The organism is Herbiconiux daphne, from assembly GCF_024979295.1.
In the GTDB taxonomy this organism is placed as follows: Bacteria; Actinomycetota; Actinomycetes; order Actinomycetales; family Microbacteriaceae; genus Herbiconiux; species Herbiconiux daphnes.
In genome coordinates, this window is record NZ_JANLCJ010000012.1 from 1 (window position 1) to 18,788 (window position 18,788).

Annotated in this window: 18 protein-coding genes and 1 pseudogene; 9 read left to right on the forward strand and 10 right to left on the reverse strand. The window is 72.2% G+C overall.

Translation table 11 applies throughout. The features are described from left to right. Positions 1-349, forward strand: a pseudogene (locus tag N1032_RS20490) (hypothetical protein); the annotation flags it as partial. A gap of 944 nt (positions 350-1,293) precedes the next feature. On the opposite strand, the gene N1032_RS20495 reads toward N1032_RS20490, so the two are convergent. Further along, a complete protein-coding gene (locus tag N1032_RS20495) occupies positions 1,294-2,025 on the reverse strand; it encodes an alpha/beta fold hydrolase (protein ID WP_259541884.1) in 732 nt (243 codons plus the stop codon). An 80-nt stretch (positions 2,026-2,105) separates the two neighbouring features. Beyond that, entirely contained in the window at positions 2,106-2,888 is a 783-nt protein-coding gene (locus tag N1032_RS20500) for a YoaK family protein (protein WP_259541886.1), read from the reverse strand. Between the two features lie 276 nt (positions 2,889-3,164). On the opposite strand from N1032_RS20500, the gene N1032_RS20505 reads away from it, so the two are divergent. The 7 genes from N1032_RS20505 (at position 3,165) to N1032_RS20535 (ending at position 9,582) form a co-directional block, all read left to right on the forward strand. Then, the gene (locus tag N1032_RS20505) at positions 3,165-3,950 is read left to right on the forward strand and encodes an aquaporin (RefSeq protein WP_259541888.1); all 786 of its coding nucleotides are present in this window, start codon (positions 3,165-3,167) and stop codon (positions 3,948-3,950) included. 103 nt (positions 3,951-4,053) lie between these two features. Beyond that, entirely contained in the window at positions 4,054-4,473 is a 420-nt protein-coding gene (locus N1032_RS20510) for a hypothetical protein (RefSeq protein ID WP_259541890.1), read from the forward strand. A gap of 14 nt (positions 4,474-4,487) precedes the next feature. Next, on the forward strand, positions 4,488-5,525 hold the full coding sequence (locus N1032_RS20515; protein WP_259541892.1) for a siderophore-interacting protein: 1,038 nt from the start codon (positions 4,488-4,490) through the stop codon (positions 5,523-5,525). Then, the gene (locus N1032_RS20520) at positions 5,522-6,559 is read left to right on the forward strand and encodes a FecCD family ABC transporter permease (RefSeq protein ID WP_259541893.1); all 1,038 of its coding nucleotides are present in this window, start codon (positions 5,522-5,524) and stop codon (positions 6,557-6,559) included. Before N1032_RS20515 ends, N1032_RS20520 begins: the two co-directional genes overlap by 4 nt. Further along, positions 6,556-7,635: a FecCD family ABC transporter permease gene (locus tag N1032_RS20525; protein WP_259541895.1), complete on the forward strand. Its 1,080-nt coding sequence runs from the start codon at positions 6,556-6,558 to the stop codon at positions 7,633-7,635. The genes N1032_RS20520 and N1032_RS20525 overlap by 4 nt, the downstream gene beginning before the upstream one ends. Further along, the gene (locus N1032_RS20530) at positions 7,632-8,432 is read left to right on the forward strand and encodes an ABC transporter ATP-binding protein (RefSeq protein WP_259541897.1); all 801 of its coding nucleotides are present in this window, start codon (positions 7,632-7,634) and stop codon (positions 8,430-8,432) included. The genes N1032_RS20525 and N1032_RS20530 overlap by 4 nt, the downstream gene beginning before the upstream one ends. A 130-nt stretch (positions 8,433-8,562) precedes the next feature. Next, the gene (locus N1032_RS20535; protein ID WP_259541899.1) at positions 8,563-9,582 is read left to right on the forward strand and encodes an iron-siderophore ABC transporter substrate-binding protein; all 1,020 of its coding nucleotides are present in this window, start codon (positions 8,563-8,565) and stop codon (positions 9,580-9,582) included. 63 nt (positions 9,583-9,645) lie between these two features. Here the strand turns inward: N1032_RS20535 and N1032_RS20540 are convergent, their stop codons facing one another. After that, complete coding sequence (locus N1032_RS20540; protein WP_259541901.1) at positions 9,646-10,986, reverse strand: hypothetical protein; 1,341 nt, start codon at positions 10,984-10,986, stop codon at positions 9,646-9,648. 149 nt (positions 10,987-11,135) lie between these two features. Here N1032_RS20540 and N1032_RS20545 point away from each other — a divergent pair, with 149 nt between their 5' ends. Next, on the forward strand, positions 11,136-11,777 hold the full coding sequence (locus N1032_RS20545; RefSeq protein ID WP_259541903.1) for a type II toxin-antitoxin system PemK/MazF family toxin: 642 nt from the start codon (positions 11,136-11,138) through the stop codon (positions 11,775-11,777). 103 nt (positions 11,778-11,880) lie between these two features. On the opposite strand, the gene N1032_RS20550 is transcribed toward N1032_RS20545, so the two are convergent. From N1032_RS20550 to N1032_RS20580, 7 genes are all read right to left on the reverse strand, one after another. Then, entirely contained in the window at positions 11,881-12,489 is a 609-nt protein-coding gene (locus N1032_RS20550; RefSeq protein ID WP_259541905.1) for an HD domain-containing protein, read from the reverse strand. Positions 12,490-12,571: 82 nt separating this feature from the next. Then, positions 12,572-12,898, reverse strand: coding sequence for an SHOCT domain-containing protein (locus N1032_RS20555; protein ID WP_259541908.1), 327 nt, complete (start codon positions 12,896-12,898; stop codon positions 12,572-12,574). A 126-nt stretch (positions 12,899-13,024) separates the two neighbouring features. After that, positions 13,025-13,696 (reverse strand): response regulator transcription factor, encoded by a 672-nt coding sequence (locus tag N1032_RS20560; protein WP_259541910.1) that lies wholly within the window; start codon positions 13,694-13,696, stop codon positions 13,025-13,027. Next, positions 13,693-15,354, reverse strand: a complete 1,662-nt coding sequence (locus tag N1032_RS20565; RefSeq protein ID WP_259541912.1) for a sensor histidine kinase — start codon at positions 15,352-15,354, stop codon at positions 13,693-13,695. The genes N1032_RS20560 and N1032_RS20565 overlap by 4 nt, the downstream gene beginning before the upstream one ends. A gap of 87 nt (positions 15,355-15,441) precedes the next feature. Next, entirely contained in the window at positions 15,442-16,134 is a 693-nt protein-coding gene (locus tag N1032_RS20570; protein ID WP_259541913.1) for an FMN-dependent NADH-azoreductase, read from the reverse strand. 47 nt (positions 16,135-16,181) lie between these two features. Beyond that, complete coding sequence (locus tag N1032_RS20575) at positions 16,182-16,403, reverse strand: hypothetical protein (RefSeq protein WP_259541918.1); 222 nt, start codon at positions 16,401-16,403, stop codon at positions 16,182-16,184. A gap of 155 nt (positions 16,404-16,558) precedes the next feature. Then, positions 16,559-18,775 carry an FAD-dependent oxidoreductase gene (locus N1032_RS20580; protein WP_259541920.1) on the reverse strand — a complete coding sequence of 739 codons (2,217 nt, stop codon included), beginning with the start codon at positions 18,773-18,775 and terminating at the stop codon, positions 16,559-16,561. Between the last annotated feature and the right edge of the window lie 13 nt (positions 18,776-18,788).

Below are 18,788 nucleotides of genomic sequence, written 5' to 3' on the forward strand. Positions count from 1 at the left end.
AATCGTCTTCACCCCCGAAACCATCACCGCCGCCCACACCTGGCGCACCCGAACCACCCCACCGGCAGCTCATCCCACCCCGACCACGGCCGCAGCCCCAGTCGCCGCCACCCCACTATCAGCTCGTCCCACCCCACCGGCGCGCCCGCACCCACCTACGCTCCCCACCCCACCGGCACACCCGAACCCGTCCACCCGCCTCACCCCACCCGCCGACATCACCCCACCCACGACGGCCACGGCATCGGCACTCACGCCCGCGCCTTTCCCCGCCCCGGCACGAACCGGCGCCCCCACCGCAGAGCCACCACCCCCGGAGCCACAACCGCCCGAAGTCACCGCCGCCTAAACGGCGGCACCCGAGCGCGCTGAAAACCACCCACAACCCACTGATCCACCGCGCCTACGTGCCCTCACGTCGATCACCCACGCCACCCGCCCTCACCATCCGCCGTTGCATGCGGGCGACGGTGTGCGGGCGCGTTGTCGCCCGACCGCGCTAGCTTGCCTGGTGCTTATCGGCGATAGGGTGCGCGCTTGTCCGCGCTGACGACGCAACGCGACGCCGAACCGCCTGCGGCCGGTGCAGTATGCGCGTCGGTCCGTGCTGCCGGCCGGCCGTGCTGGGGCGGCAGGTGCCTGTGGGTGGTGGGTTGTAGGCATTTGTCCGTGCTCAACCCACCATTCTGGATCGGGCACAATTCGTGGGCGGTGGGTGTGCGTGTCTGTCCGTGCTATCGGCCCGCCGTGCTGGGTCGGGTGGTGCCTATGGGGTGCTGAGGCGTGTGTATCTGTCCGTGCTCTCAGCCGATCCTGCTGGGGCGGGAGGTGCTTATGGGTGATGGGCTGTGCGTGTCTGTCCGTGCTGCCGACCGGCCGTGCTGGGTCGGGTGGTGCCCATGAGTGCTGAGTCGTGTGTATCTGTTTGTGCTATCAGCCGATCCTGTGGGGCGGGTGGTGTTTGTGGGTGGTGGGGTGCGCGCGTCTGTCCGTGCTGTTGGCCGGCCGTGCTGGGTCGGGTGGTACCTATGGGGTGCTGAGGCGTGTGTATCTGTCCGTGCTCTAGCCGATCGTGCTGGGGCGGGAGGTGCTTATGGGTGCTGGGCTGTGCGTGTCTGTCCGCGCCCTCGGCCGGCCGTGCTGGGTCGGACCGTGTCTGTCGAAATCGGGACCGCTCGTCTATGCGCACCGCAGTGACCGGGTCGGGGCGCCTTGGTTCAACCACCGCAGACCCGAAACGACGACGCGCCAGCCCATCCACGGCCCGCCGCCGGCGCGCAACCCCTCCCCGCCCTACCGCCCGCCCACCGCGCCCCGCACGTGCGCGACCGCCGCCAGAATCAGGTCCGCGATCTCACGCGGGTGCGTCACCATCGACAGGTGCCCGCTGTCGACCTCGATGGTCGTTGCGCCCATGCGATCGGCGAGAAAGCGTTCCAGGTCAGGAGTGGTGGTGCGGTCCTGCTTCGACACCGCATACCAGGTCGGCTTGTCGCGCCACGCGGCATGACTCGTGCGGGCGGCGAAGAGGGTGTCGGCGATGCGTCCCTGCACCGCGAATAGCACCCGCGCCCGCCGCGGGTCGACGCCGTTGGCGAAGTCCGCCAGAAACGCCTCCTCGCTCAGTTGCGCGAACCCGCGCGAGTGCACGAGCCCCGCGGATGCCGGCGGCGCCGCATACCGCCCGGCCAGGGCACCGTAGTCCTCACCGGCATCCGGAGCCCGCGCCGCGACATACACCAAGCCCGCGACATTCTCGTGCGCGCCCGCCTCACTGATGACCGTTCCCGCCCACGAATGACCGGCGAGCACGGTCGGTCCACCCTGCAGATCGAGCGCCCGTCGGGTGGCTGCGACGTCGTCGTCGAGCGACACCAGCGCGTTCTGCACCGCCGTCACGGCGATGCCCTCGTCTTGCAGCAGCGGGATCACGTCTGCCCACGACGACCCGTCGGCATAGGCGCCATGCACCAAGACGACGCTGACTCCGGATGCCGCGGCACTCGCGGTGTTCTCGGATGGCATTTCTCCTCCTCTTGTTGGGTGGGTCTCTGTTGGGTCTTTCAGCTGAATGGGTCTTACTGCCCAGTGGCTCGTCTTTCGTCTCAGACCGCCGGCCATCGCCGCACGAGCAGCAGCACGAGCACCAGACCGAGCGCGGCCGGCACCACCGGCAGTGCCGCGCCGAGCGTCGTGCTGACCGTCATCGCGAGCGACCCGCAGAGCGCGCCGATCACCAGCGCCACCACCACGCCGATGCGGGTGAACCCGGCCTGCGGCTTCTTGTCGGCGAAGTCGCTCACGAGGCTCGTGATGGTGCCGGTGACGTAGGTGGTGCTCACGCCAGAACGCGACTCGATGCGCTTCGAGACGCCCGTCTGCACGGCCATCGCGAAACCGGAGAGGGCGATCAACGGCGCCTGATCGAGCATGTTCGAGCGGTCGGGCGCGAGGATCCAGCCGATCAGCACTGCCACCTGCGCGGCCAGGCCGAGGGCGAGCACGATGACCAGTCGCGCGGGGGAGGGCCGGGGCCGCGCGATCTTGAGCGCGACGTAGAGCCCGATCACGAACGCGATGATCGCGATGACCACCCCGACGATCATCGATGGATAGTTCGGCCGTTGCGTCAGGCCCGCGAGCACCAGATTTCCGGTCATGTTCGCGGTGAACACGCCACCGAGCAACAGGAACGCGAACGCGTCGGTGGCACCGGCCGCGAACGAGAGCACGAGCGCGACCGCGGCGAGTCGCGACCTGAGTCCCGGAGCGTCGGGCGCACCTGAGCCGTCCGGAGCGTCGGGCGCAGCCGACACGTCCGGCCCGCCCGGCCCGCCCGGTCCATCCGGCGACGCTCCCTCCGCGCCTGGCCGGCTCGAGGTGCTCATCGCGGTCTCCTCTCGGCGGGACTGTCTGCCGCCTCCACTCTGCTCGCTCCCGGCACCCTCAGGGAAGAGCGATCGGGCCCGCCCCGACGAACGCAGCAAACAGATGCGACAAGCGAAGTAACCCCCGGGCGCCCGGATGCGGCATCCTCGACACACATCAGCCCGCTCGAGATCCCTCGAGCGCACCGATCCGCGAGTGCCCCGACCTACAAGCACCGCGACCCAAGCACCCCGCAAGCACCCCGACACTCGAGCCCCCGACCCTCAGGAGACCCCATGGCCGCGACCACCGGCAAGGCCCCCGTCGCCGGCGGCGCTCCGGCTCTCAGTTCCCGCCTGCTCGCCGAGGCCGCCGGAACCTTCGTGCTCGTGTTCGGCGTGATCGGCGCCGCCCTCTTCGGGGCTGGGTTCGACAAGGGCGACGGTGGGCTCAACATCGGTTTTCTCGGCGTGGCCTTCGCGCTCGGTCTGAGCGTGCTGGTGGGGGCCTCGGCGTTCGGCCCGGTCTCGGGCGGCCATTTCAACCCCGCGGTCACCCTCGGCCTCGCTGTCGGCCGCCGGTTCGCCTGGCGCGACGTCGGCGGTTACATCGTGGCCCAGATCGTCGGGGGCCTGCTCGCCTCGACCCTGCTGCTGGCCATCGCGGCCGGCGGCCCGGACGGGTTTCTCGCCTCGGCCCAGAAGGGCGGCTTCGCCTCCACCGGCTGGGGCGAACTGTCGCCGGGCGGCTTTCCGCTGCTGTCGGCGCTGCTGGTCGAGACCATCACGACCTGCGTGTTCGTGTGGGTGATCCTCGCCGTCACCGGCCCCGAGGGCAACACGGCGACGGCCCCGATCACGATCGGACTGACCCTGACGCTCATCGCCCTGGTGGCCATCCCCATCTCGAACGGGTCGTTCAACCCGGCCCGCTCCATCGCGACCGCCGTCTACGGCGGCCCGGTCGCCCTGGAACAACTGTGGATGTCGGTCGTGGCACCCATTCTCGGAGCCGTGATCGCGGGCGCCACCTACTCGGTGCTCTTCGCGCGATTCCGCCGCAGCGACCAGAAGGCGCCGTGATCGGAGACCGGCGGGCGACCGCGATTCGTTAGCGCGCAGCAACGAGACGCCCCTACCGCCCGACGGCGCTCGGGACCACAATGGGCCCAAGGAAGGTAAGGCCATGGGCGGCAGACCGGTATACCGACGCACTCGCACCACGCAGAGCGGCAAGGACGGCTCTGGCCAAAACGCCGCCGGCCGGAACGCGGACCAGCCGGGCGGCGACCCCGCGAACACAGACACCGCGAACACAGACCCCTCGAACACCTCGGTGCTCGGCAGCGGCCCGCACGACCTCGACGATCCGTATGCCGCCTACCTGCAGTGGCTCTCCGCCGGCAAGCCCGGCGCGCCGCGCCCCGAGCACGGCGACGAACACACGGACGACGACGACACCACACCGCACGCCCCCATCGACAGCAAGTCGGTGCACGAGCACGTGCAGATGCACGACACCCGCCCGACGCGCGCCGGCGACCCGTCGTCGCGGTTCAAGGCCATCTCGGCGTTGCTCGCGAAGTGGCGACGACATCCCGGGTAACGCATACTTAGGTAATGCTTACCTACCCAGCGCAGACCGAGATCGTCCGTGACGACCGCCCGGCCTACCGGCCTTACCGGGCCAGGGTGGCGCGCATCGTGCGGCTGAGCCCGAGCTTCACGCGAGTGACGTTCACCTGCCCCGAGTTCGAGACCTTCGGCACGGCCGGGCTCGACCAGCGCATCAAGATCGTGCTGCCGCACCCCGACGGCACCTTCGGCGACGCCGGCTGGGACGACCCCGACACCCTGGCCGAGGGCACCTGGTATGAGCGGTGGCGGGCACTCGCCGACCACGAACGCAATCCCTTCCGCACCTACACCGTGCGCGGCATCCGGTGCTCCGACCGCGAGCTCGACGTCGACTTCGTCGTGCACGGGCCGGCCGAGCAGCACGGGCAAGAGCAAGAGCACCGGCACGAGCACGAGCTAGGCCGCGAGGCCCGCGACGAGCCAACCCCTCCCACCGACGCCGGCCCCGCCGCCCGCTGGCTCGCCCGCGCCGCCGAGGGCGACGAGATCATCGTCGTCGGCCCCGACGGCCGCAGCCACGACTACCGCGCCGGCCTCGACTGGCACCCCGGCGACGCCACCGACTACCTGCTCGCCGGCGACGAGACCGCGGCGCCGGCGATCTGCGGCATCCTCGAATCGCTGCCCGCCGGGTCGCGAGCGCAGGCGTTCATCTGCGTGCCGCACGCCGATGACGCGGTCGAGATCGTGACGGATGCCGAGGCCCGCGTGACCTGGCTCGCCCGCGACTCCGGCGATGCCACCCTGCACGACGCGGTGCGCGCCTGGGTCGAGCAGCAACGCGACCGCATCGCTCCCGCCCTCGCAGCCGAGGTGCAGGAGATCGTCGACATCGACGTCGACACCGAGATGCTGTGGGAGTCGCCCGACGACAGTTCGGGGCGGTTCTATGCCTGGCTCGCCGGGGAGTCGGCCGTCATCAAGGGCCTGCGCCGACTGCTGGTGAGCGAGATCGGCGTCGACCGGCACCGGGTGGCGTTCATGGGCTACTGGAGGCTCGGCAAGGCCGAGGGGCAGTGACCCGCGCCGCTCCGGCAGCGGCACCCGTTCTCGCGCGTCGCCGGCTCACCCGCACCCTGGGCTTCGTCCTTCTGCTGGTGCTCGTGCTGGTCGCGGTCGGCGCGAGCCTCTTCCTCGGTTCGCGCTCGATCGACCTTGCCGCGGTCGTCGACGCCCTGGCGGGGCGTGGCGGCGACGCGGTCGAGCAGATGGTCGTGCTCGACCTGCGGGTGCCGCGCACCGTGATCGGGCTCGTCGCCGGCGCCGCCCTGGGGCTGGCCGGGGCGCTCATGCAGGGTCTCACCCGCAACCCGCTCGCCGATCCCGGTCTTCTGGGCGTCAACGCCGGGGCGTCGCTCGCGGTGGTCGTCGCCATCTCGGCCTTCGGCGTGACCGCGCCGTCGGGCTACATCTGGTTCGCCTTCGCCGGGGCGGCGATCGCGGCCGTGCTCGTCTACCTCGTGGCCTCGGGCCGCAACGGCCCCACACCGCTCAGCCTGACCCTCGCGGGTGCGGCGGTCACGGCCATCCTCACCTCGCTCATCACGCTCGTGCTGCTGCGTGACCTCGACACCCTCGGACAGTACCGCTTCTGGTCGGTCGGGTCGCTCGTGGCGCGTGACGTCGGCACGGCCGGAACCCTCGCCCCGTTCCTCGCCGTCGGCGCCGTGGTGGCGCTGCTGCTCGGGCGCAGCCTCAACGGGCTGGCGCTCGGCGACGACGTCGCCCGTGGCCTCGGCCAGCGCGTCGGCCTCACCCGCGTGCTCGCCGGCGCGGCCATCATCGTGCTCTGCGGGGGAGCGACCGCGCTCGCCGGCCCCCTCGTGTTCGTCGGACTCGTCGTGCCGCACGTGGCCCGCCGGTTCGTGGGGGCCGACTACCGCTGGATCCTGCTCTACTCCCTGCCGCTCGGCGCCATCCTGCTCGTGCTGGCCGACACCGTCGGCCGGTTAATTGCCGCACCCTCCGAGCTCGAGGCGGGCATCGTCGTGGCGATCATCGGCGCCCCGGTGCTGATCGTGCTCGTGCGCCGCAACCGGGCGGTGATCCGGTGAGCGCCCCCGCCGCGCGGCCGTCGTCGGCGCCGCGGGAGCAGAACCTCACCGACCGGCAGCGCCTCGCCACCGTACGGCGCGTGGGGCGCACCCGGCACGTCGTGGTCACGGTGGCGCTCGCCGTCGCTCTCGTCGTGCTTGCCGTCGCCGCCCTGATGCTGGGCGACCGTATCGTGTCACCCGCCGACGTGATCGCGACCCTGCTCGGTCAGGGCAGCGGTGGCGACCGGTTCGTCGTGCTCGGCCTCCGCCTGCCGCGGCTCGAGCTCGCCCTGCTGGTCGGTGCCTCGTTCGGGCTCGCCGGCGCCGTCTTCCAGAGTCTTCTCGCGAACCCTCTGGCCAGCCCCGACATCATCGGCATCTCGCAGGGGGCGAGCGCGGCGGCCGTGGGCGCCATCCTCGTGCTCGGCTGGAGCGGTCTCGCCGTGTCGTTCGCGGCCTTCGCCGGCGCCCTGCTGGTCGCCGCTCTCATCACCGTGCTCGCGGCGCGGGCGGGGGCGGTCGGCTCACGGTTCGTGCTCATCGGCATCGCTCTGGCCTTCCTCGCCCAGGCGCTGATCGGATTCCTGCTCACCCGCGCCGACGTGCGCGACGCACAATCGGCCCTGGTGTGGCTCGTCGGCAGCATCGGCACGGTGCAGCCGCGCGAGCTCGTCGTCACGGCGGTGGGGGCCGTCATCCTGTCTCTGGCGCTCGCCGCTCTCGCACCCAGGCTCCGGATGCTGCAACTCGGCGACGAGGCGGCCGCGGGCCTCGGCGTGCGCGTCACCCGCAGTCGGCTGCTGCTCACGCTCGTGGCCGTCGGGTTCGCGGCGCTCGCGACCGCGGCGGCCGGGCCCGTGGCCTTCGTGGCGTTCGTGTCGGGCCCGATCGCGCGGCGCCTGCTGGGCGGATCGGCGGCGGCGCTCGTGGCGAGCGCACTCGTCGGGGCCGTGGTGGTGACGGGAGCCGATCTCATCGCCCAGCACGCCATCCCCGGTCTTCAGGTGCCCGTCGGCATCGTCACGAGCATCATCGGGGCTCCCGTGCTGCTCGGCCTGCTGGCCACCGGCAACCGATCGAGAGGCAGCGCATGACGTCGCACGAACTCCGCGCCGACGGGCTCGCCCTCGGCTATGAAGGGCGCCGGGTCGTCGACGGCCTCGACGTCGTGGTTCCGGATGGCCGGGTCACCGTGATCGTCGGCCCGAACGCGTGCGGCAAATCGACACTGCTGCGCGCCTTCGCCCGCCTGCTGCGCCCCGAGGCCGGCGTCGTCACCCTCGACGACGTCGACGTGCACCGCTACCCGAGCAAGCAACTCGCCACGAAGCTCGGCCTGCTGCCCCAGCAGCCCGTGGCGCCCGAGGGCATCACGGTGGCCGACCTGGTGGGGCGGGGCCGGTTCCCGCGGCAAGGCCTCTTTCGGCAGTGGACCGCCGACGACGACGCCGCGGTGGCCCACGCCCTGCGGTCGACCGACACGCTCGAAATCGCCGACCGCCGGGTCGAGGAACTCTCGGGCGGCCAGCGGCAGCGCGTGTGGATCGCGATGGCCCTGGCCCAGGAGACCGACATCCTGCTGCTCGACGAGCCGACGACGTTCCTCGACGTGACCCACCAGATCGAGGTGCTCGACCTGCTGCACGAGCTCAACCGGCAGCGCGGCACGACTGTCGTGATGGTGCTGCACGACCTCAATCTCGCCGCTCGCTACGCCGACCACCTCGTGGTGATGTCGGCGGGCCGCATCGTGGCCGAGGGCGAGCCGCGCACCGTGATCTCGGCCGAGATCGTGCGCACCGCCTTCGGCCTCGAGGCGCTCGTGATCGACGATCCGGTCAGCCACTCGCCCATGGTCGTGCCGAAGGGCCGGTTCCACGGCGCCGTGTGATGCCCTAGCATGGGTTAGGTAAGGCAACCCTTATCGAACCCTCGCTGCTCGGCGCATCGCGTCGCGTGCGAGATCTCGCTCTCGGGCTATGCCTGCACCCACACAGCACCCGACCCCTGGAGAAGAATCCGTGCCACGACGCCTGAAACTCGCGACACTCGCTGCATCCGCCCTCGCCACCGCCCTCGTGCTCGCCGGCTGCTCCGGCTCGACCGGCGGCACGGGCGACGCGGATGCCACCGCTTCGGCGGGTGCGGGGGAGCCCGTCACCATCGAGCACGCGTTCGGTGAGACCACCGTGCCCGCCGACCCGCAGAACGTGGTGACGCTCGGCTGGGGCAGCACGGACGCCGCCATCGCGCTCGGCACCATTCCCGTCGCCATCCCGTTCGACTCCTACGCCGGCGACGAGAACGGCGTGCTGCCGTGGGTCGCCGACGCCATCGACAAGGCCGGCGCCGAGCTGCCGACCGTGTTGCCGGAGTCGCCCGACGAGCCGCCCTACGAGGCGATCGCCGACGCCGACCCCGACGTCATCCTCGCCGTCTACTCGGGCATCACCGAGGAGCAGTACGAGACGCTGTCGCAGATCGCGCCCACCGTCGCCTACCCGGGCGAGGCCTGGAGCACCCCGTGGCGCGACGTCGTGACGACCGTCGGTAAGGCCCTCGGCAAGTCCGACGAGGCGACGGCCGTGCTGGCCGACATCGACGACCAGCTCGCCGAGCAGGCGGCGGCGCATCCGGAGTTCGACGGCAAGAGCATCGCCGCGGTGTGGGATGTCGCCGGCACGTTCTACGTCTACAAGAAGGCCGACCCCCGCGTGGAGTTCATGCTCGACCTCGGCTTCGTCAACGCCCCCTCGGTCGACGCGCTCGCGAACGGCGACTCGACGTTCTACTACACGCTGAGCTACGAGCAGCTCGACCAGCTCGACGCCGACGTGGTGCTGAGCTACTCCGACACCCAGGCCGAGGCGGATGCGTTCCTCACGGCGCCGCAGACGTCGGTGATCCCGGCCGTGCAGGCCGGCCACGTGGCGCAGCTGGTCGGCACCGACTACATCGCTGCGGTCTCGCCGCCCACGGCGCTGTCGCTGCCGTGGGGCCTCGACCAGCTCGTCGACGCCCTGGCGGCTGCGACGAAGTAGCGCGGGTCTGCGGGTCTGCGGGTCTGCGGGTCTGCGGGTCTGCGGGCCTACCGGCCTGCAGGCCTAGAAGTCGTCGATGTGCAGGTGGTTGCAGGTGTCTTCGAAGTCGCGGAAGTTCGCGAAGTCGGGCTCGTTGCCCGCGGCGATGCGGCACTGACGCTGGCCGACGCGCGATCCGTTCGGCATCATGGGGTCGAGCACGGCGATCAGGCTGAGCGACGCGCCGTTCGCGCCGGTCGTGGGCACGCCGCCGACCGAGGTGAAGTCGACCGCGTGGCCTCCGCCCTGCATGTAATGGGCGGATGCCGTGCCGGCGCCCTCGATCTGGCCCGTGCACCGGCGGCTGATGTCGCTCACGCCGGCGCTGCCGAAGGCGCGCACGGCGGCGACCATGGCCTGCAGGATGGTGACGTCGATGCCGCAGTTCGCGACATCCTGACCCTGGGCGATCCAGGCGATCTCGAAGATGTGATCGGGGCTCGAGCCGTGGAACTGGCCGTTGGCCACGTAACCCATGAGCTCCTCGGCGAGGGCCTGCGCGTCTTCGGAGACCGGGCCGACGACGAGACCGGCGGCCGCGCCTCCGCCGTACGCGGCGGCAGCGGCCGCGGCAGCCTCGGCGGCGCGGCGGGCGGCCTCGGCGGCGCGGGCGGCGACACCCGCCTGGTATTGCTGCTCGGTCGTGGCCAGGTTCTGCTGCAGGCTCGTCAGCTGGGCCTGCAGTTCGTCTTCGTGGGCGTTCTGCTCCTGCAGCGCGGCGACCATCTGCTGCTGCGCGGCCGCCGCCTCTTCGAGGGCGGACTGGGCGGCATCCGCGAGGCCGGTGAGGGCCTGCTTGGCGACCTCCGCCTGCTCGCTGAGGGTGTGGGAGGTGTTCTTGTCCTGCTCGGCGGCGGCGTAGATCGCGCTCACCGCCTGGGTGAGCTGGCTGGCGGAGCTGAGCTGCGACAGCAGGTTGTCGGCCTCGTCGGAGGTCGACGTCATGAGCATCGACGTGAGGTCTTGGCCGCCCGAGCGCACGAACTGGGCGGCGATCTGGGCGGCGCGCTTCTTCGACTCGTCGGCCTTGGTGGCTGCGGCGGCGGCGCTCGCGGCGAGGGTATCGGCCTTCACCTGGCCGGCCGTGAGGGCAGCCTGCGCGGCATCGTTCTCGGAGGTGCGCTGAGCGACCAGCGCGACCGCGGCATCCACCTTGGCCTGCTGCTCGGCGATCACGTTCTGGATGGTCTGGATCTCGGACTGCTTGGCGCTCTCGTTGTTCTGCGCGGCGAGCACGTCGTCCCAGGTGGGGTAGTCGTCGGCGTAGGCCGCGGGGGCGCCGGCGAGCGAGATCGCCGCGGTGAGGGCGACGACGACCACGGCGGTGGCGGCGGCTCTGGCGCGGGTGCGGAGTGTGCGGTTCATGGATCCTCTGGCGTCGGACCGCCTCGGCGAAACGGCGGCTTCCGTTCAACATCTAACCTCGCCGACGCCGCGTGCCCGGGAGGCGGAGGCGGCAATTCGCAAATCGTTGACGTGGGGCAAGCATCTGGTGCACCTGTTATCGTCGGCGCATGAGCGACCGTAGTTCCGCCGTGCGCGCCGGCGGCGACCGAGGAGACAGCCCGGGCCGCTTCGGGGCGTCGGCCACCGTCGAGGTCGACCCGGCGACGGTCGGCGCGGTCGACATCTCGTACAACCCCTCGACCGACGGCGATGCCGATCCGGGCGAGATCGTGTGGACCTGGGTGCCCTATCAAGAGAACGACGGCCGCGGGAAGGACCGGCCCGTGCTCGTGGTGGCCCGGGAGGGCGGCGGCACGGTGTTGGCGATGCAGCTCACGTCGAAGCCGCACGACGATGTCTACGACGTCGCGATCGGCAGCGGGGCGTGGGATTCGGCGGGACGGCCGAGCTGGGTGCGGCTGGAGCGGGTGTTCCGGTTGCACCAGGCGGGCATGCGGCGCGAGGCGTTCGCGCTGGATGCGGCGCGGTTCGCGCTCGTGGCAGCGGCGCTGAGCCGGCGGTTCGGGTGGCGCGCGGCGGGTGCGGGCGCGGCTCCGCGCGCGGGCGCGGGCGCGGCTTCACGCACCGGTGCGGCTCCGCGCGCAGGCGCGGCTTCGCCCGCTGGCGCGCCGGCTCGCTCGGGCAACCCGCTGGTGCGGGCGATTCGGCTGCTGATGCCGCCCTACGGGGCCCGCAAGAGCTCTCGCTGACGTGAGCCGGTCAGAAAAGCTGCAAATCACGAAGAGCGACGCCCTATACGGCCTCGGTCGTCGTGATTTGCAGCTTTTTTCGCAGTGACTCGCGTGCGGCGGCTCAGCCGTTCCGGCGGGTGTCGAGCGGATTCGCGTCGAGCCGGCCCGCCACGCCGCTCGCGATCGCGTCGGCGGCCGAGCTGAGCGGCTTGCGATCGGCCTGCTCGGCGAAACAGCGCACGAACTCCTCGGCGAGGGTGAGTCGCGGGTAGGCCTCGACGACCTCGGCCCGGAAGTCGGCCGGCCACTCCTCGGCGTTTCGGCCCGAGATGTCGAGCCCGGTGGCGATGCAGAGCAGGAACCCCTCGGGGTCGAGCGCCGGGTCGACCTCGTCCCACATGTGCCGCACGATGATCTCGGCGGCGCGGGCCCGCCGTTCGCGGGGCCAGCCGGCCCCGGCGCCGAACACCCAGGCGACCTGACCGCCGGCGTTCTCGAACGGCAAGGTGTAGTTGTCGAACTCGGTCACGAGCCCTATGTCGTGCAGCAGGGCTGACACGAACAGCAGTTCGTCGTCGAACGCCAGCCCGTTGCGGCGACCGTGGTCGGCGGCCCAGAGATACGACCGGATGCAGTGGTTCAGCATCGCGGCGGAGTGGTAGTTGGTCGCCACGTCGACCGCGGCGAGACAGGCGGGCGTCGAGGGGAGGGTGAGTTCTGGGCTGGGCACGGTTCCATTGTCGCGGTCCGCGTCGCCGGAGGCCAGCGCCGCCCGCGCCCACTGTGCGCGGGCCGGGCGACGCGACCGCCGGTCAGCGGCCGGGGCCCTGCGGGAACGGGTTGTTCGCGCGCAGCACCTCGAGCCGTGCCCGGTATTCGACCTCGTCGATGTCGCCCTGCGCGAAGCGCTCGGCGAGCGTGGACTCGGCGCGGCGGCCCGGCTGGTCCCAGCCCGCCCGGTAGCCCCAGGCGTTCCGGCGCATGCGCCGGCCGACGGTGGCGAACAGGATGACGAACACGGCGATCCAGAACAGCGGGATCAGAAAGAACAGCCAACCGAAACCGCCCACGAAGGGGCCGGCATGGGCGGCGACGGATGCCAGTGCGGCGGTGGTAGTGGTGGACACGGTGGTGAACACGGTGGATTCCTTCTCTCACGGGCCCCGGTGCGGAACCTCTCCTGCACAGCCTCGCGCTGAGCGGGCGGGAGCGAATCTGCCCCCGGGTGGCATTCCGCCTACACCCGGGGGAGCAGTCGGCTCGGCTTACGCCGGCCGACCCGGCGCGACGAGGCCGGTCTCGTAGGCGATCACCACGAGCTGCACCCGGTCACGCGCGCCGAGTTTCGACATGATGCGCGACACGTGCGTCTTCGCCGTCAGCGGGCTGAGAAACAGACGCGCGCCGATCTCGTCGTTGGTGAGGCCGGTGCCGACGAGCGCCAGCACCTCGCGTTCGCGCGCGGTGAGTACGGTCAGCCGCGCGGCATCCGCCGGCGCGGTGAGACCGAGATCGTGGGCGACCCGCTCGAGCAGCCGCCGCGTCACACCCGGGCTGAGCAGCGCGTCACCGCCCGCCGCGACGCGTACCGCCCGGATCAGCTCGACCGGCTCGGTGTCCTTCACCAGAAAGCCGCTGGCACCGGCCCGGATGGCGCGGCCAACGTATTCGTCGAGCTCGAACGTCGTCACGATCACGATGTGCGTCGCCGCGAGCTGGGGGTCGGCAGCGATCTGCTCGGTGGCCCAGAGGCCGTCGCCGTCGGGCATGCGGATGTCCATGAGGATCACGTCGGGCCGCTGCGCCCGCACGAGTTCCACGGCCTCGACGCCCGAGCCGGCTTCGCCCACGACCTCGAGATCGGCCTCCGACTCGAGCAGGCTGCGAAAACCGCCGCGGATGAGCTGCTGATCGTCGGCCACGGCCACCCGGATCATCGCCCGTCCTCCGGGTGGCTCGCAGTCGGTGGCGCGGCGCGGGGTGGGGTGGGTGGCGCGGGGTGGCTCGCGGTCGGTGCTGTGGGGTGGGGTGGGGTGGGTGAGGTCGATGCTGGTGATGCGGTGGTCGACGGATGCCGCGGGATGACGGCTTCGACCACGAAGCCGGTTTCGGGTTCCGGGCGTGCACCGGCGCGCAGCCGGCCGCCGAGCAGTTCGGCCCGCTCGCGCATGCCCAGGAGTCCGCGGCCGGGGCGGAGACTGGGGGCGGCGGAGCCGGACGCACTGGTACTGCGGCCGGCGCCGGTGTTGCGGTCGGTGCGGGTTGCGAAGGTGCCGGGCGCGCTTGGTGAGGTGCCAGGGCCAGGGCCCGGGCCGGCTGGGCCGGGGTCGGGCGCGCTGGGGGCGGCGCCGCGGTTGGCGCCGGGGCCGCGGCCGTCGTCGGTGATCGTGACGGTGTAGGCGTCTGGTGATTCGGTGAGCACCACGGTGGCCGACGTCGCCGACGCGTGGCGGATGACGTTCGTGAGCGACTCCTGAACGATGCGGTAGAGCGCGAGCTGCACGCCCTTGGGCACGTCGTCGGGCGAGACGGCGCCGCCCGCGAGGTCAGAACCTGGGCCAGTACCGGGGCCAGTGCCGGGCCCGGCGCCAGAGCCGCCTCGGCGGCCGATGCCGTTGTCGAGGGTGACGGCGAGGCCCTGCGAGACGACGGACGCCACCAGCCCCTCGAGCCGCGACAGATCGGGCTCGGGCACGAGCGGTGCGGGCTCGACGCCGCCTACGGCGCCGCCCTCCACGTCGGCGCGCAGCACGCCGAGCACCGAGCGCACCTCGTCGAGGGCGCTCTTGCTGGTCTCCTTGATGTTGGCCAGCGCTGCGGCCGCCTTGTCGGGTTGCGAGTCGATGAGGTGGAGGCCGACGCCGGCCTGCACGTTGATCTGGCTGAGGGAGTGCGCGAGCACGTCGTGCAGTTCGCGGGCGATGCGCACGCGTTCGGCCTGCACCACGGTGAGCCGACGCTCCGCGGAACGCCGGCGCAGCTCGTCGAAGCGTCGGCGCCTCGACCGCAGGGCCTCGCCCACGACGACGAGCAGCACGAGCCCGAGCGACACCGCCACCACGAGGGCGGGCTGCCAGGGCACGCGCAGGGCGATGCCGAGCGCGAGAGTGAGCAGCCAGGCGGCGCCGACCGAGCACCACACCCAGACGCGCGCCCCACGCACGGTGGCCCCGACGATGGCGAACGCCAGGGCGATGTAGGGCGGAGCGGTGTCACCGGCTACGACGAGCACGTAGGCGCCGGCCGCCGCCGAGATCACCGCGACGACCGGGCCGGGGAACCGGCGGGCGAACACGAGTGCGATCGGGCCCACGAGCGCGAGCCCCAGTTGCGCCGCGAACCGCGCCGGGTCGTCGGCGGCGGCGCCCACGATGTGACGGAACCGCCACGAGAACACCGCGGCCGGCACCTGCACCACGAGCGACACGATCACCGGCACCCAGAGCGTGGCCCACCGCGGCAGGCGGAAGCGCGGTCCCCAGTCGGCCTCGTCGAGTCCCGGCCACTCGCCACGGTGCCAGCGCTCCCGGGCCTCCGCGCGCAGGCGGGCACGCTCGCGCCACTGGTCGTCGAGAGTGCGACCCGGGTGCGGCATGCGTCGATCGTATCCGCGTGGCGTGCGCCGCGGCATCCGCTCGCCGTCGTGCGGGGACTACTCCCGGGGGAGTAGTCCCGGCCCGCGTCAGACCGCCGGCTCGCCCCCGGCTGGTGCGACGCCCGCGGCCGCCGCCGGGGCGCCCAGGCTGGCGCCGAGTTCGGCGGCCCGTTCGTGCGCCTGCACGAGTTCGGAGCGGCTGCGGTCGATCTGGTCGGCCAGGGCCGGAACCGTCTCCGCGAGGGTGAGGTTCGTAGCGATGACGGTGACCGACATGCCGAGCGCCGTGCCGAGGATGAGTCGGAGTGCGGGCACCTCGTGGTCCCAGCCGTCGGTGGGCGACCCGGGGTCGTAGGAGGCGCCGCGGCTGGTGACGATCACGGCGGGCCGGCCGGCGAGCGGCTGGGTGTCGACGTCGAACGGCGCGGTGACGGCCGGCACGTGGATGTTGTCGATCCAGGCCTTGAGGCTCGACGGCAGCGAGTAGTTGTAGAGCGGGGCGCCGACGAGCAGCACGTCGGCGGCGAGCAGCTCGGCGATGAGCGATGCCTGCAGCGCCTCGGCGTCGGCGGGTGGCCGGGAGCCCTCGGGGCGCAGACGCGGCGGCCAGTGCAGCGCCGCGTCGGCCAGGTGGGGAAGGGGGTCGCGGTGCAGGTCGCGGTGGGTCACCGTGTTGCCGGGGGCCGCGGCGAGCCAGGCCTCGCTGAAGCTGTGTCCGATCGCCCGTGATCGTGACTGCGTCAGGTCGGCTGAGGAGTCGAGATGTAACAGATTAGCCATGACCACACGCTATACCGACGGCCGCCGGCGGGGTCAGGCGGAGGGGGTCAGGCGGAGAGCCGACCCAGCTGCAGCTCGACCATCGGCAGCAGCTCCTGGAAGCGGCTGACCAAGGGTGCGGTCATGAACAGGGCATCGCTGCGCAGGTCGACGATCAGCGCGTGCAGGCGCGACAGCTCGTCGGCACCGAGGGTGGCGAGCGGGATGTCGGAACAGGGCAGCGAGACCGCCATCGCGGCCACGTCGTCGTTCCAGTTGATCGTTGCCACTGCTCTCCTCATGTGCGTCGATTTGGGCGTCGATTTGTGCGTCGATGTGTGCGTCGATGTGTGCGTCGATCGCTGACGCTGCCCGAGTTTAGCGGCGTCGCGAGAACCGCCAGAATCCCCCATAGGGGTGTGTCCGCGTGAAGCGCCGCTGCGGCTCAGGCCGCGAGGGCCCGCGAGGCGTCGATGCCCTGCCTCGTGGCGCGCACGGCGTCGACGCGGGTGGCGTCGAGTGCCCCGCCCACGGTCTCGTGACGGATGCCGCGGGCCGCGAGCTGCGAGCTGAGGGGGTCGTGCGACACCTGGCCGGCGCACACGATCACCACGTCGGCCGGCACGAGTTGCCGCGCGCCGTCGCCCAGCACGATCTCGACGCCTTCGGGCGTGATGCGCTCGTATTCGAGATCGGAGGCGAACTGCACTCCCGCGTCGCGCAGCTCGCCGAGAGCCACCCAGCGCGAGGTGATGCCCATGCCGGCGCCGAACTTGCCCGACCGGCGCAGAACGGTCACGTCTCGGCCCGGCCGCGGCGCCATGCCGGCGCTTTCCGCCGCGTGCCGACCGCGACGCTCGCGCACTCGGGTGCGCTGCGGCAGGTCGTCTCCCTCGAGCCAGGTGCTCGGCGCCGGAAGGGCGAAACGCTGCTCGAACTCCCGCGCCCGTTCGGCCGGATCGTGCGAGAGCACGAGGAACTTCGCGGTGTCGACCCCGATGCCGCCGCCGCCGATGATGGCCACGCGCCCCTCGGGCACGCCCTCGAGGATGGCGCGTTCGTAGCTCAGCACGGTCGGCAGCTCCCAGCCGGGCACGTCGATGGTGCGCGGTCGCACCCCGGTCGCCACCACGACGCCCGCGAAGCCCGCGAGTTCGTCGGCGGTCGCTTCGTGGCCGAGCTCGATCCGCGCGCCGAGCGACTCGAGCCGGGCAGCGTAGTGCGCCACGGTGAGCGCGTAGTCCTCTTTGGTGGGGATGCGCGCGGCAAGCGTGAACTGGCCGCCGAGCCGCGCATCCGCCTCGAACAGGGTCACCCGGTGGCCGCGCTCGGCGAGGTCGGCCGCGGCCACGAGCCCGGCCGGACCGCCCCCCACCACGGCGAACGCAGCGGGAGCGCGCGTGAGCACGAGCGGGTAGCGCGTCTCGGTGCCCGCGCGCGGGTTCACCAGGCACGAGACGGGCTTCTTCACGAACGACCGGTCGAGGCAGGCCTGGTTGCAGCCGATGCAGGAGTTGACGGCGTCGAAGTGCCCGTCGCGCGACCGGTCGACGATCGCGGCGTCGGCCAGAAAGGGCCGAGCCAGCGCCACGGCGGTGATGAGGCCGCCGGCGAGCACGTCTTCGGCGTCGCGCAGGTCGGTCAGCCGGTTGCTCGCGATCACGGGAACCGCGGTGAGCGGCAGCGCCCCGGGGTCGGTGGGCCGCCCGGCCGCTGCGGGGTCGGCGAGCGACGTGGCCGCCTCGGCGGGCATCGACACGGGCAGCGAAATCGCGCGCGCCACGGCCTCGGCGTAGCGCAGCCACACCCCGTGCGGCACGGCGGCTTGCACGGTGGGCACGGATGACTCGTGCCAGCCGATGCCCACGTTCAGCGCATCGGCGCCCGCCAGCACGAGGGCGCGGGCGAGGGCATCCGTGTCGTCCTGCGTGCTGGAGCCCGGCACCAGATCGGCGCCGGACATGCGCACGATGATCGGCACGTCGAATCCCACGGCGCGGCGCACCGCGCGCAGCACCTCGACGGCGAACCGGCGGCGCCGCTCGGCGGAGCCGCCCCACTCGTCGTCGCGCTGATTGGTCACCGGCGAGCAGAACTGGTTGATCAGGTAGCCCTCCGACGCCATGATCTCGACCGCGTCGAACCCGAGGTCGACCGCGCGTGCCGCCGCCCGCCCGAAGTCGTCGATGGTGCGCAGGATGCCGGCCTCGTCGAGCTCGACCGGAACCTCCGCGCCCGCGGCGCGCCACGGCAGCGGCGACGGCGCGACCGGATGCACTCGGCGGCCCTGGGCATCCGTCACCCCGTCGAGCAGGGCGTAGCGGCCGGCGTGGAACAGCTGTGCCGCGATCAGCCCGCCCGCCGCGTGCACGGCCGCGGCCGCAGCGGCGAAGCGGGCGTCGCTCGCCTCGTCGCCGAGGCGGCTGAAGTCGTCGGCGCCGGAGCCCTCGGCGTTGACCGCGAGCCCGCCCGTGATGATGAGGGCCGCACCGCCCTCGATGCGCTCGGCGAAGTAGGCCGAGAGGGCGGCGCCGCCGTCGTCGAGGGTCTCGAGGCCGGTGTGCATGCTGCCGGTGATCACCCGGTGCGGCAGTTCGAGCGCCCCGAGCCGCCAGGGCGAGAACGTGCGCTCGAGCGCGGGGGTGGCGGCGTCGCCGTGCATCGGGGTGCTCCGT